The organism is Merdibacter massiliensis (assembly GCF_900155395.1).
GTDB lineage: Bacteria > Bacillota_I > Bacilli_A > Erysipelotrichales > Erysipelotrichaceae > Merdibacter > Merdibacter massiliensis.
In genome coordinates this window covers 57,495-70,303 of sequence record NZ_LT699711.1, presented here as the reverse complement: position 1 = coordinate 70,303, position 12,809 = coordinate 57,495, and the positions used below count along the sequence as shown (strand labels likewise).

The window sequence follows — 12,809 nt, the reverse complement described above, 5'->3', positions numbered from 1 at the left end:
GGAAAACCGACCCCTAACAACCTTACTATAAACAACCTGATAGAAAACCAAACAATGGGAGTGAGTGGAGAGCCGCACAAGCCGTTTGGCAGATATGAGAATGTTTTTCTGACCGAAGCCGAGTATGACCAGTTACAGGCAGAATACCAGGACAGACTGGAACGGTTCATCGAGGAAATGAGCCGCTACCTTGCCGCCAACGGGAGAACCTACCAGAATTATGCCGCCGCCCTGCGGATCTGGGCAGAGAACGATAAAAAGGGCGCCCCGAAACAGGGCATCCCGAACTACACCTGCAAGGAGGGAGAAAGTTTATGAACAAAATCGAAAATATCAATCTGCTGCCGGATACCGAGCCGGACAGCGGTGACTACACAGGCGAGGACGGTTTGCTTTACTGCGGGAAATGCCGCAAGCCCAAAGAAGCCTACTTCCCGGAGGGCAAGACGCTTTTCGGGCTTGACCGACACCCGGCAGAGTGCGACTGCCAGAGGGCGCATCGGATTGAGCGTGAAGCCGCCGAACAGCAGCGCAGGCACCTTGACACCGTAGAGGACTTGAAACGCCGGGGATTTTCCGATACCGCCATGCGGGACTGGACATTTGAAAACGACAACGGCAGGAATCCGCAGACCGCCGTTGCCCGGTTCTATGCGGAGCATTGGGAAACCATGCAGACCGAGAACATCGGCTATCTCTTTTGGGGTGGTGTGGGAACCGGCAAAAGCTACCTTGCGGGCTGTATCGCAAACGCCCTGATGGAGAAAGAAATCCCCGTTCGCATGACGAACTTTGCCGCAATCCTCAACGACCTTGCTGCCAGCTTTGAGGGCAGGAACGAGTACATCTCCCGGCTCTACCGCTATCCGCTGCTGATTTTGGACGATTTCGGCATGGAGCGTGGAACAGAATACGGGCTGGAACAGGTTTACAGCGTCATTGACAGCCGATACCGCAGCCGCAGGCCGCTGATCGTCACCACCAACCTGACCTTGCAGCAAATCCAGAACCCGTCGGACACCGCCCATGCCCGTATCTATGACCGGCTGCTGGAAATGTGCGCCCCCGTCCGTTTTACGGGCGACAATTTCCGCAGGGAAACCGCACAGGCCAAGCTGGAACGGCTGAAAAATCTGATGAACGAGTGAAAGGAGTAGCCTATGGCAGATAACAAGCAGACAACCCGCACCAATCCCCGCCGCCCCGACTGCGTGACGGAAATCCGCATGGGCAACTCTGTCCTTGTAGTGTCCGGCTTTTTCAAGCAGGGCAGCAACGAAACCGCCGCCGACAAAATGGCAAAGGTATTGCAGGCCGAAGCTGTGACACAAAAACCGGCGATATGACGGGACATAGAAAAGGGGCCGTTGCAAAATAGATGAGTAATCATCTATGGAGCAATGGCTTCATTTTTATGCTTGAAAACAGAAAACGGACCCCGAAGAGTCCGTAATCCATGGTATAATTAGATATGCCTACTAACCAAAAATACCATAAAAATTATACCGAATTCGGCGAGCCTTATCAACTGGTTTTGCCATTAAATTTGGAAGGTTTGGTTCCTGATGATGATTCTGTCCGACTGCTGAGCCACGAATTGGAGGAATTAGATTACAGCTTGCTGTATCAGGCTTACTCTGCCAAAGGCAGAAATCCGGCAGTGGATCCAAAGACCATGTTCAAGATCCTGACCTATGCTTATTCCCAGAACATTTATTCATCCAGAAAAATCGAAACGGCATGCAGACGAGATATCAACTTTATGTGGCTACTCTCCGGGCAGAAAGCACCTGACCACAGCACGATCGCACGTTTCCGTACCGGATTCCTGGCGGATGCCTGTGAAGATCTCTTCTATCAAATGGTAAAGAGACTGAAAAATGCGGGCGAGCTGTCGAAGGAAACCGTTTTTATTGATGGAACAAAATTGGAGGCCTGTGCAAACAAATATACTTTCGTCTGGAAAAAATCTGTAGGGAAATGGGAAACAAAAATGTTCCAGAAGATACAGGAGGCAGTTTTGCTTTTGAATCAGGAATACATACAAAGTTTCCAGGTAACTGAAGCCACAAGGACACAGGATCTTCAGGAGATCTGCCGATTTTTGGAACAGATCTGCGAAGAACAGCATACTGTTTTTGTCCATGGCAGAGGAAAGCGCAAAAGTCGTAACCAGAAATATCTGGAACTGTTCCGGCGTTTTCTGGAACGTCAGACAATCTACGACTGGCACACCGCCAGTTTTCAGGGGCGGAATAATTACTGCAAGACCGATCCGGATGCCACATTCATGCACATGAAGGATGACCATATGCGCAACGCCCAGTTGAAACCGGGATATAACGTACAGATCGCGGTGGATAGCGAATACATTGTAGCAACAGACATTTTCCAGGACCGCAATGACGTTTGGACTCTTGTTCCTTTCTTGAAAAGGATGGAAGAAAAACTTGGATTCCGTTATCCCAGTGTAACGGCAGATTCAGGATATGAAAGCGAAGAAGGTTACAGTTATCTGAGGGAGCAGAAACAAAAGCCCTATATCAAACCACAAACGTATGAGAAATGGAAAAAGAGGAGTTTTAAAAAGGATATCAGTAAACGGGAGAACATGGGTTATGATGAAAGGACAGATACCTATACCTGCCATGCGGGGAAGAAACTGCAGCCGATCTTCCTGAAAAAGAAGACAAGTAAAAGCGGCTATGAATCCAAAGTAACCGTCTATGAATGCGAAGACTGTACAGGCTGTCCTTATAAAGAGAAATGTACAAAAGCAAAAGGGAACAAACGACTGTACGTCTCCAAAAACTTTTTAGAGAAACGACAGGAATCGTATGAAAATATCCTAAGTGAGACAGGGATTCTATATCGGATGAACCGTTCGATCCAAGTGGAAGGAGCATTCGGAGTCCTGAAAAACGATTATGAATTTCAAAGATTTTTGCTCCGTGGGAAAACTAAAGTAAAACTGGAGATTCTTTTACTTAGTATGGGGTATAATCTCAATAAACTTCACGCGAAAATACAGAATGACCGAACAGGAAAACATTTATTTCCTGTGAAAAAACCTGCTTAAAAATAGAAAAAACAAATATCTTTATTAAAGTACGCCAAAAAACGGAGGTAAGCCACAGTACAGGTGAGATTACTTCCGTTTTTCCCTTTAGATTAAGCGAGGGAGTCGCTCTATCATCTAATTTGATAATTTTGCGACACCCTCTGGAGTGTTCTTATAGTGCAGCGATCTCTTGCGCCACGTCTGCTGCATTTTTTCCAGATGTGTTCACTTTGATTGTGTTCAATTTCTGATAAAGTGGAATACGCTGCACACTTCGCTCAATCACATCAGGAGTACGAATACCCGCAGTCACATCCTTTCGCAAGCGTTCAACAAGTTCCTGTTCTGAACAAATCAGAGATACGGCTATGATACGGCAGTCAGCGGTGTCAAGGCAAGAAATGATTGTGTCAATAATGGATTGTTCGTGCATTACCCAACAAAAAATAACATTCTCATAGGCAGAGCATTTGAGAAAATTATTTAATACCGCACAAATATTTTTTAAGACCATTTCTTTTGTTTCAGCGGTAACTTGAAATGGACTGGAATCCCAGCACCAATCCCCGTCAAGAAATACGCTGTTAGGTAATTTCTGCTTTAAGATTTGGCTAACGGTACTTTTTCCAATCCCCATAGTACCGCCAATGATAAACAAACGCTTCATATGTAATCTCTCCAAATATAATTTGCTGTTTTCTAAACAAGTATAGCACAAATATAGGAGATAAGCCACCGTTAGAACCCTTGCAAATAAAACTGTCACTTTAACCGACTGTAAAGAAGCAGTTTTGACGCTTTTGCCGCTATACAGACAGCCGCCCCATGTGGTATGATAAAAATACGGAATAGTGGGGCTGGCTGTCGGAAACGGAGGATTTTATGTTAAGACAAGCCACCCAAAACCTGATTACCGCCCTTTATCCGAGATTATCCAAAGACGATGACCTGCAAGGCGAGAGCAATTCCATATCGAACCAGAAAAGGATACTCGAAGCCTACGCAAAACAGAATGGATTTACCAATCTGCGCTGGTACACCGATGACGGTTATTCCGGCGCAAACTTCCAAAGACCCGGTTTTCAAGCCATGCTTGCGGATATTGAAGCCGGGAAAGTAGGCACAGTGATCGTCAAGGATATGTCGAGGCTGGGGCGAAATTACCTGCAAGTGGGGTTTTATACAGAAATGCTGTTCCCTCAAAAGGGTGTCCGCTTTATCGCTGTCAACGATAATGTGGACAGTGCCAGCGAGGGCATGGACAACGATTTTACCCCGCTGCGAAATTTGTTCAACGAATGGCTGGTGAGAGATACGAGCAAGAAAATCAAGGCAGTGAAAAAGTCAAAAGGCATGAGCGGCAAGCCTGTTACCAGCAAGCCGGTTTATGGCTATCTCATGGACGAGGACGAAAACTTCATCATAGACGAAGAAGCCGCCCCGGTGGTACAGCAGATTTACCAGCTTTGCCTTGCCGGGAACGGCCCGACCAAGATTGCCCGTATGCTGACGGAGCAGCAAATCCCCACGCCGGGGACGCTGGAATATCAGCGGACAGGCAGCACCCGCCGTTATCACCCCGGCTATGAGTGCAAATGGGCGACCAACACCGTGGTGCATATCCTTGAAAACCGAGAGTACACCGGCTGTCTGGTGAACTTCAAGACGGAAAAGCCCTCTTATAAGGTCAAGCACAGCATAGAGAACCCCATCGAGAAGCAGGCCATTTTTGAGAACCACCATGAGCCGCTGATCGACACGGAAACATGGGAGCGTGTGCAGGAGTTACGCAAACAGCGCAAACGCCCGAACCGCTACGATGAAGTGGGGCTGTTCTCCGGGATTTTGTTCTGCGCCGACTGCGGCCATGTGCTGTATCAGCAGCGGTATCAGAACAAAGACCGCAAGCAGGACTGTTACATTTGCGGCAGCTATAAGAAGCGCACCCGCAACTGTACGGCGCACTTTATCCGCACCGACCTGTTGACCGCTGGTGTCCTCTCCAATCTCCGGCAAGTGACCGAATACGCAGCCAAGCATGAGAGCCGGTTTGTGAAGCTGCTTGTCCAGCAGAACGAGATCGGCGGCAAGCGAAAGACCGCCGCAGCCACCAAGCAGCTTGAACAGGCGCAGGAGCGCATTTCTGAAATTAGCCGCATGATTAAGCGGCTGTATGAGGACAATGTAAATGGCAAAATCAGCGACGAGCGTTTCATGGAACTGTCGGCTGACTATGAAGCCGAGCAAGCGGAACTGAAAAAGAGAGCCGCCGCCCTGCAAGCCGAACTGGACAAGTCACAGGCAGCCTCCGTCAACGCTGAGAAATTCATGGGCATTGTCCGCAAGCACCTTGCCTTTGAAGAACTGACCCCCACCCTCTTGCGGGAAATGATTGAGAAAATCGTGGTGCATGAGTGCAGCTACGACGAGAACGGCACCCGCAGGCAGGACATTGAGATTTATTACAGCTTTGTCGGCAAGATTGACTTGCCCGAATAACCGCCCGACCTATCCGACACAATGGCCAAGTGCCGGATAGGAACGGCAAAATTTTTTATACTTCTATTGCTTCTTTATAGCACACAAGCAAAAAGCCAGGGCATGAAACAGCTGATGGCCGGCGCGGGCGTCGCCATCGTTGGCATGGTCCTCGTACCGCTGCTGTCCGGCCTGTTCACCGTCTGATCGTACCCCGCTGAAATCCTCGTCCCCTCCCGCGCACAGCGGGAGGGGCTGAAAGGAGGTTTGACACCGTATGGATTTCTTATTGGATGCCCTGACCAACTGGCTGAAAGAGATGCTGGTGGGCGGCATCATGGGAAACTTAACGGGGATGTTCGACAGTGTGAACCAGCAGGTCGCGGACATCGCCACGCAGGTGGGCCAGACCCCGCAGGGGTGGAACGGCAGCATTTTCAGTATGATCCAGAACCTTTCCAACTCCATCATGGTGCCGATTGCTGGCGTGATCCTGGCCATCGTGATGACGCTGGAGCTGATCCAGATGATTACCGACCGCAACAACCTGCATGATGTGGACACCTGGATGATCTTCAAATGGGTGTTCAAGTCCGCCGCCGCGATTTTGCTCGTCACCAACACCTGGAACCTCGTCATGGCCGTGTTCGATATGGCCCAAAGCGTGGTGGCCCAGGCGTCCGGCATCATCGGCTCGGACGCTTCCATCGACATCTCCGCTGTTATGACCGATATGGAGTCCCGGCTGATGGATATGGACCTGGGGCCGCTGTTCGGCCTGTGGTTCCAGTCGCTCTTTATCGGCATTACCATGTGGGCGCTGTATATCTGCATTTTCATCGTGATTTATGGCCGTACGATCGAAATTTACCTTGTCACGTCGGTGGCCCCCATCCCGATGGCGACCATGATGGGCAAGGAATGGGGCGGCATGGGCCAGAACTACCTGCGCAGCCTGCTGGCCCTGGGCTTCCAGGCGTTTTTGATTATCGTCTGCGTGGCGATCTACGCCGTGCTGGTGCAGAACATCGCCACCGAGGAGGACATCATCATGGCAATCTGGAGCTGCGTGGGCTACACCGTGCTGCTTTGCTTTACGCTGTTCAAGACCGGCAGCCTGTCCAAAGCCGTATTCAACGCACATTGACCCGGAGGGAGGGAATTTACCAATGGCTTATGTACCCGTACCCAAAGACCTGACGAAAGTCAAAACCAAGGTCGCGTTCAACTTAACCAAGAGGCAGCTTGTCTGCTTCGGCTGCGGGGCGCTCATCGGCGTGCCGCTTTTCTTTTTGCTCCGGGGGCCTGCTGGCAACAGCGTGGCGGCCATGTGCATGATGCTCGTCATGCTGCCCTTTTTCATGCTGGCGATGTATGAAAAACACGGCCAGCCCCTGGAAAAGATCATCGGCAACATCCTCAAGGTGGCCGTCATCCGGCCCAAGCAGCGCCCCTACCGCACCAACAACTTCTATGCCGTGTTGGAGCGGCAGGCAAATCTCGACAAGGAGGTGTATGACATTGTTCGCGGCAAAGACAAAGCGGCAGGCCGAACCGGCAGAGCCGCAGACCAAACCCCGGCGTAAGCTGACCCGCGCCGAACGCAAACAAATCGAGGCAGCGATTGCCCGCGCCAACCGCACGGGCAAAAAGGAGCGGTCCGCCCAGGACAGCATCCCCTATGAGCGGATGTGGCCGGACGGCATCTGCAAGGTGGCGGATGGCCGCTACACCAAGACCATTCAGTTCCAGGACATCAACTACCAGCTCAGCCAGAACGAGGACAAGACCGCCATCTTTGAAGGCTGGTGCGATTTCCTCAACTACTTCGACAGCTCCATCCGTTTCCAGTTGTCCTTTTTGAACCTGGCGGCGTCCCAGGAGACCTTCGCCAACAGCATTACCATCCCGGCCCAGGGGGATGACTTTGACCCCATCCGGGTGGAGTACACGCAGATGCTGCAAAACCAGCTGGCGCGGGGCAACAACGGCCTTATCAAGACCAAGTACCTGACCTTTTCCATCGAGGCCGACAGCATCCGCTCCGCCAAGCCCCGTCTGGAGCGCATCGAGACCGATGTGCTGAACAACTTTAAGCGGTTGGGCGTGGCCGCCGAGGTTCTGGACGGCAAAGCCCGGCTGGCCCAGCTTCACGCCATCTTCCACATGGACGAGCAGGCGCCCTTCCAGTTCGAGTGGGACTGGCTGGCTCCCAGCGGCCTTTCCACCAAGGACTTTATCGCGCCGTCCGGCTTCGAGTTCCGTACCGGCAAGCAGTTCCGCATGGGAAAGAAGTACGGGGCCGTCAGCTTCGTGCAGATTCTGGCCCCGGAGCTGAATGACCGTATGCTGGCGGACTTTCTCGATATGGAAAGTTCCCTCATTGTGAATCTGCACATCCAGTCGGTGGATCAGGTGAAGGCCATCAAGACGGTAAAGCGGAAAATCACCGACCTGGACCGCAGCAAGATCGAGGAACAGAAAAAGGCCGTCCGCGCCGGGTATGACATGGACATCATCCCGTCCGACCTTGCCACCTACGGGGCCGAGGCCAAGAAGCTGTTGCAGGACCTGCAAAGCCGCAACGAGCGGATGTTCCTGGTGACGTTCCTGGTGCTGAACACCGCCGACAATCCCCGCCAGCTGGGCAACAACATCTTCCAGGCCAGTTCCATCGCACAGAAGTACAACTGCCAGCTGACCCGGCTGGACTTCCAGCAGGAGGAAGGCTTGATGTCCTCTCTGCCGCTGGGGCTGAACCAGGTGGAAATTCAGCGGGGGCTGACTACCAGCTCTACCGCCATCTTCGTGCCGTTCACCACCCAAGAGCTTTTTCAGAACGGAAAAGAGGCGCTGTACTACGGCATCAACGCCCTGTCCAATAACCTCATCATGGTGGACCGCAAGCTGCTGAAAAACCCCAACGGCCTGATTCTGGGTACGCCCGGTTCCGGCAAGAGCTTTTCGGCCAAGCGCGAGATCGCCAACTGCTTCCTGCTGACTTCGGATGATGTCATTATCTGCGACCCGGAGGCCGAGTACGCGCCGCTGGTGGAGCGCCTGCACGGGCAGGTCATCAAAATCTCGCCCACCTCCACCAACTACATCAACCCGATGGACCTGAACCTGGACTATTCGGACGATGAAAGCCCGCTGTCGCTGAAGAGCGACTTCATCTTGTCGCTGTGCGAGCTGATCGTGGGCGGAAAGGACGGATTACAGCCGGTACAGAAAACCATCATTGACCGCTGTGTGCGGCTGGTCTATCAGGACTACCTCAACGATCCGCGCCCGGAGAATATGCCCATTCTGGAGGATTTATACGACCTGCTGCGGGCGCAGGATGAGAAAGAGGCGCAGTACATCGCCACGGCGCTGGAAATCTACGTCACCGGCTCCCTCAACGTGTTCAACCACCGCAGCAACGTGGACATCAACAACCGCATTGTTTGCTATGACATCAAGGAGCTGGGCAAGCAGCTGAAAAAGATCGGGATGCTGGTGGTGCAGGACCAGGTGTGGAACCGCGTCACCATCAACCGGGCGGCCCGTAAGTCCACCCGCTACTACATCGACGAGATGCACCTGCTGCTCAAAGAGGAACAGACCGCCGCCTATACGGTGGAGATTTGGAAGCGGTTCAGAAAGTGGGGCGGCATCCCGACCGGGATCACCCAGAACGTGAAGGACCTGCTTTCTTCCCGCGAGGTGGAGAACATCTTTGAAAACTCCGACTTCGTGTATATGCTCAACCAGGCGGGCGGCGACCGGCAGATTTTGGCCCGGCAGCTGGGCATTTCCCCGCACCAGCTGTCCTATGTGACCCACTCCGGCGAGGGCGAGGGGCTGCTGTTCTACGGCTCCACGATTCTGCCCTTTGTGGATCACTTCCCGAAAAACACCGAACTGTATCGCATTATGACGACCAAACCCCAGGAAATGAAGGAGGCTGATGGACGATGAAACCCGAAATTCTGCATAACGACCACATGATGTTTCTGGACCGGGCGCTGGAAACCCAGCGCACCGCGCTCCTGACGGCGATGGCGGACGCCGTTTCCGAGTGCCGCACGGCGGCGGATCAGGCCGCTGAACTGACCGAGACCGGCGAGACCGGCCTGCTGCGGCTGGTGGAGATTCTGTGCGCCGCCAAGGTCCAGCGCGGGCAGGCCGGTGAGACTGTGCTGGAGGGCACCGAGGTCCAGATTTTGGCCGACGTAGTGGCCCAGCTCTACGCCTGCCTGACCGAGTGCCGCTTCGTGGGTCCGCTGGGGCTGGCGGCCTATGCGGAGCTTTCCAGCATGGCGGCCTCCCTCATGCTGGGGGAATGGTTTGATTAAGGAACCGCGCCTGCGCTTCACGGAGGAAGAACGGGCGGACCCGGCGCTGGAAAAGCCCATCCGCAAGGCGGAGAAGGCCGCCGTCAAAGCGGACAAGGCGCAGGCAAAAATCCCGAAAAAGCAGGTCAAACGGGCCGAGGTGGACCCCAAGACCGGCAAGGTCACGACCAAGCTGGTGCTGGAGGATAAGCCCCGGCCGCCCTCCAAACTGTCCCATACAGTGCGGGACGCGCCGGGCAACGCAGTGGCGGGCAAGCTCCACCAGGAGATCCGCAAGACCGAGGACGGTAACGTGGGCGTGGAAAGCGCCCACAAGTCTGAGGAAGCCGTAGAGACCGGCGTGCATCTGGCGAGGGAGGGCTACCGCAGCCACAAACTGAAACCTTACCGCAAGGCCGCCCAGGCCGAGCGGAAGCTGGAAAAGGCCAACATCGAGGCGCTGTTCCAGAAGTCTGTCTATGAAAACCCTGCGGCAGCCAGCAACCCGCTGTCCCGCTGGCAGCAGAAACAGCAGATCAAGAAGCAGTACGCCGCCGCCAAACGGGCCGCACAGTCCGGCGGGAGCGCCGCCGGTGCCGCCCAAAAGACCGGCAAAGCGGCCAAGACGGTCAAGGAGAAAGCCCAGCAGGCCGGGGCCTATGTGATGCGCCATAAAAAGGGCTTTGGCATCGCCCTGGGCCTATTTTTAATCGTCTGCTTGCTGCTCAACACCATGTCCTCCTGCTCCATGATGGCGCAGAGCATCGGTTCGATGATCTCCGGCACCACCTACCCATCGGATGACCCGGAGCTGGTGGCGGTGGAGGCCAACTACGCCGCCAAGGAGGCCGCGCTGCAAGCCGAGATCGACAACATCGAGAGCAGCCACCCCGGCTATGACGAGTACCGCTATGACCTGGATATGATCGGCCACGACCCCCACGAGCTGGCGGCCTACCTGTCCGCTGTGCTGCAAGGCTACACGCGGGCAAGCGCCCAGGCGGAGCTGGAACGCATTTTCGCGGCCCAATACCAGCTGACGCTGACCGAGGAAGTGGAGGTGCGCTACCGCACCGAGACCCGGACAGACAGCGAGGGCAACGAGTATGACGTGGAAGTGCCCTACAACTACTACATCTTAAATGTGACCCTCACCAGCAAGCCCATCTCCTCCGTGGCGTTGGAGCTGCTGACGCCGGATCAGCTGGAAATGTACCAGGTGTACCGGCAGACGCTGGGCAACAAGCCCCTGATCTTCGGCGGCGGGTCCGCCGACACCAGCGATTCCGAGAGTTTGGCCGGTGTGGAGTTTGTCAACGGCACCCGGCCCGGCAATCAGGCGGTGGTGGACATCGCCAAAAGCCAGGTGGGCAACGTGGGCGGCCAGCCCTATTGGAGCTGGTACGGCTTTAATTCCCGCGTGGAGTGGTGCGCTTGCTTCGTGTCCTGGTGTTACGGCCAGATGGGCCTTTCCGAGCCGCGCTTTGCCGCCTGCCAGTCCCAGGGCATCCCCTGGTTCCAGTCGCACGGACAATGGGGCGGGCGGGATTACGCCAACATCGCCCCAGGCGACGCTATCTTCTTCGATTGGGACTTGGATGGCAGCGCCGACCATGTGGGCATCGTAGTGGGCACCGACGGCAGCCGGGTTTACACCGTAGAGGGTAATTCCGGCGACGCCTGCAAAATCAAGAGTTATTCCCTGACCTACGAGTGCATCAAGGGCTACGGCTTGATGAACTGGTGACAAATTTTTATGAAGAATAGGAGTGATTTGACTATGGCTAAAAACAAAATCGAGCGCATCGACCAGGAGATCGCCAAAACCCGCGAGAAGATCGCGGAACAGCAGGAAAAGCTGAAAGACCTGGAAGCGCAGAAAACCGAGGCGGAGAACCTGGAGATCGTCCAGATGGTCCGCGCCCTGCGTATGACCCCGGCCCAGCTGTCCGCCATGCTGTCTGGCGGCATGGTGCCCGGCCGGGCGGTGGGTTCTGCCAATCCCGAACAGGAGGAAATGACCCATGAAGAATAAAAAGATTTTCAGAACCTTTGCCGCCCTTTGCACCTGCCTGATGCTGATGGGCGGCTTCTCTGTGACCGCCTTTGCCCAGGGCACTGACCCTGCGCCCACGGCCACACCGGCGGCGGACGCCACCAACGACAGCAACGTGGTGGTGGAGGAAACCGAGGACAGCCCCGCCCTGACCCCGGAGGGCAACGCCGCCCTGGTGGATGACTTTGGCGGCAACAAGCAGCTCATCACCGTCACCACCAAGGCGGGTAACTATTTTTACATCCTCATTGACCGCGCCAACGAGGACAAGGAGACCGCCGTCCACTTCTTGAACCAGGTGGACGAGGCCGACCTGGAGGCGCTGATGGAGGACGGCGAGACGGCGGAGGAAACGCCCGCCGTCTGCAACTGCACGGAAAAGTGCGCCGCCGGTGCGGTGAATACGGCCTGCCCGGTGTGCGCCGTGAATATGGCAGAGTGTACGGGCCAGGAGCCGGAACCCACCCCTGACCCGGAAACAGAGCCGGAGCCGGAACAGGAACCGGCAGGGCTGAACCCGGCGATGCTGCTGGTGGTGCTGGCTGTGCTGGGCGGCATCGGTGCGCTGGTCTACTTCAAATTCATCAAGCAGAAGCCCAAGACCAAGGGCAGCGACAACCTGGATGATTACGACTACGGCGAGGACGATACCGAACAGGAGGACGAGGACCCTTGGGAGACCGAGGAATCTGACGAGCCGGAGGACGCCGGCGGGGGCGGCGATGAGGAAAGCGAGAACCCGGCCCAATGACCCGGTTCACCGACAGCCCTTATGAACCCATGATGACGCGCAGGCCGGAGGGCGGGAAGGCAGCTTCCCGTCCTCCCTCTTTATCTCCCGGCCCCCCCTGCTATGGCTGCGGAACCTACCGCCCCGGCCAGCCCTGCGTGGGCT

14 protein-coding genes are annotated in these 12,809 nt (G+C 55.0%); 13 read left to right on the top strand and 1 reads right to left on the bottom strand.

Translation table 11 applies throughout. From position 1 onward, the window contains the following. From BQ9859_RS02380 to BQ9859_RS02365, 4 genes are all read left to right on the top strand, one after another. The coding region (locus BQ9859_RS02380) for a hypothetical protein (protein ID WP_456237770.1) at positions 1–318 on the top strand (318 nt) is incomplete at its 5' end. Then, positions 315–1,148 (top strand): ATP-binding protein, encoded by an 834-nt coding sequence (locus BQ9859_RS02375; protein ID WP_075876673.1) that lies wholly within the window; start codon positions 315–317, stop codon positions 1,146–1,148. The genes BQ9859_RS02380 and BQ9859_RS02375, both read left to right, overlap by 4 nt. 12 nt (positions 1,149–1,160) lie before the next feature. Continuing rightward, positions 1,161–1,346 (top strand): transposon-encoded TnpW family protein, encoded by a 186-nt coding sequence (locus BQ9859_RS02370; RefSeq protein ID WP_075876671.1) that lies wholly within the window; start codon positions 1,161–1,163, stop codon positions 1,344–1,346. A gap of 125 nt (positions 1,347–1,471) precedes the next feature. Beyond that, positions 1,472–3,079 (top strand): IS1182 family transposase, encoded by a 1,608-nt coding sequence (locus BQ9859_RS02365; protein WP_075876670.1) that lies wholly within the window; start codon positions 1,472–1,474, stop codon positions 3,077–3,079. 154 nt (positions 3,080–3,233) lie between these two features. On the opposite strand, the gene BQ9859_RS02360 is transcribed toward BQ9859_RS02365, so the two are convergent. Next, entirely contained in the window at positions 3,234–3,728 is a 495-nt protein-coding gene (locus BQ9859_RS02360) for an AAA family ATPase (RefSeq protein WP_075876668.1), read from the bottom strand. A gap of 215 nt (positions 3,729–3,943) precedes the next feature. Here BQ9859_RS02360 and BQ9859_RS02355 point away from each other — a divergent pair, with 215 nt between their 5' ends. The 9 genes from BQ9859_RS02355 to BQ9859_RS02315 all read left to right on the top strand — a co-directional run bounded on the left by BQ9859_RS02355 (position 3,944) and on the right by BQ9859_RS02315 (position 12,665). After that, the gene (locus BQ9859_RS02355) at positions 3,944–5,560 is read left to right on the top strand and encodes a recombinase family protein (protein WP_075876666.1); all 1,617 of its coding nucleotides are present in this window, start codon (positions 3,944–3,946) and stop codon (positions 5,558–5,560) included. 21 nt (positions 5,561–5,581) lie between these two features. After that, entirely contained in the window at positions 5,582–5,746 is a 165-nt protein-coding gene (locus tag BQ9859_RS12935) for a Maff2 family mobile element protein (protein ID WP_075876664.1), read from the top strand. Between the two features lie 70 nt (positions 5,747–5,816). Further along, positions 5,817–6,686 (top strand): VirB6/TrbL-like conjugal transfer protein, CD1112 family, encoded by an 870-nt coding sequence (locus BQ9859_RS02345; protein WP_002576349.1) that lies wholly within the window; start codon positions 5,817–5,819, stop codon positions 6,684–6,686. Between the two features lie 22 nt (positions 6,687–6,708). Next, positions 6,709–7,125: a PrgI family protein gene (locus tag BQ9859_RS02340; protein ID WP_007045884.1), complete on the top strand. Its 417-nt coding sequence runs from the start codon at positions 6,709–6,711 to the stop codon at positions 7,123–7,125. Beyond that, complete coding sequence (locus BQ9859_RS02335) at positions 7,055–9,502, top strand: VirB4-like conjugal transfer ATPase, CD1110 family (RefSeq protein WP_002576348.1); 2,448 nt, start codon at positions 7,055–7,057, stop codon at positions 9,500–9,502. Before BQ9859_RS02340 ends, BQ9859_RS02335 begins: the two co-directional genes overlap by 71 nt. Next, positions 9,499–9,879, top strand: a complete 381-nt coding sequence (locus BQ9859_RS02330; protein ID WP_002576347.1) for a DUF3851 domain-containing protein — start codon at positions 9,499–9,501, stop codon at positions 9,877–9,879. Before BQ9859_RS02335 ends, BQ9859_RS02330 begins: the two co-directional genes overlap by 4 nt. Continuing rightward, the gene (locus BQ9859_RS02325) at positions 9,872–11,605 is read left to right on the top strand and encodes a C40 family peptidase (protein ID WP_002576346.1); all 1,734 of its coding nucleotides are present in this window, start codon (positions 9,872–9,874) and stop codon (positions 11,603–11,605) included. The genes BQ9859_RS02330 and BQ9859_RS02325 overlap by 8 nt, the downstream gene beginning before the upstream one ends. A 33-nt stretch (positions 11,606–11,638) precedes the next feature. After that, positions 11,639–11,893 carry a DUF4315 family protein gene (locus BQ9859_RS02320; RefSeq protein ID WP_002576345.1) on the top strand — a complete coding sequence of 85 codons (255 nt, stop codon included), beginning with the start codon at positions 11,639–11,641 and terminating at the stop codon, positions 11,891–11,893. Next, positions 11,883–12,665, top strand: a complete 783-nt coding sequence (locus BQ9859_RS02315; RefSeq protein ID WP_075876662.1) for a DUF4366 domain-containing protein — start codon at positions 11,883–11,885, stop codon at positions 12,663–12,665. Before BQ9859_RS02320 ends, BQ9859_RS02315 begins: the two co-directional genes overlap by 11 nt. The last annotated feature ends 144 nt before the right edge of the window (positions 12,666–12,809 follow it).

Excerpts from the sequence above, each read along its gene's own strand:
- BQ9859_RS02345 (WP_002576349.1), top strand. The coding sequence starts at position 5,817 with ATGGATTTCTTATTGGATGCCCTGACCAACTGGCTGAAAGAGATGCTG.
- BQ9859_RS02315 (WP_075876662.1), top strand. The coding sequence starts at position 11,883 with ATGAAGAATAAAAAGATTTTCAGAACCTTTGCCGCCCTTTGCACCTGC.
- BQ9859_RS02360 (WP_075876668.1), bottom strand. The coding sequence starts at position 3,728 with ATGAAGCGTTTGTTTATCATTGGCGGTACTATGGGGATTGGAAAAAGT.
- BQ9859_RS02375 (WP_075876673.1), top strand. The coding sequence starts at position 315 with ATGAACAAAATCGAAAATATCAATCTGCTGCCGGATACCGAGCCGGAC.
- BQ9859_RS02330 (WP_002576347.1), top strand. The coding sequence starts at position 9,499 with ATGAAACCCGAAATTCTGCATAACGACCACATGATGTTTCTGGACCGG.
- BQ9859_RS02355 (WP_075876666.1), top strand. The coding sequence starts at position 3,944 with ATGTTAAGACAAGCCACCCAAAACCTGATTACCGCCCTTTATCCGAGA.
- BQ9859_RS02340 (WP_007045884.1), top strand. The coding sequence starts at position 6,709 with ATGGCTTATGTACCCGTACCCAAAGACCTGACGAAAGTCAAAACCAAG.
- BQ9859_RS02365 (WP_075876670.1), top strand. The coding sequence starts at position 1,472 with ATGCCTACTAACCAAAAATACCATAAAAATTATACCGAATTCGGCGAG.
- BQ9859_RS02370 (WP_075876671.1), top strand. The coding sequence starts at position 1,161 with ATGGCAGATAACAAGCAGACAACCCGCACCAATCCCCGCCGCCCCGAC.
- BQ9859_RS12935 (WP_075876664.1), top strand. The coding sequence starts at position 5,582 with ATGGCCAAGTGCCGGATAGGAACGGCAAAATTTTTTATACTTCTATTG.
- BQ9859_RS02320 (WP_002576345.1), top strand. The coding sequence starts at position 11,639 with ATGGCTAAAAACAAAATCGAGCGCATCGACCAGGAGATCGCCAAAACC.
- BQ9859_RS02335 (WP_002576348.1), top strand. The coding sequence starts at position 7,055 with ATGACATTGTTCGCGGCAAAGACAAAGCGGCAGGCCGAACCGGCAGAG.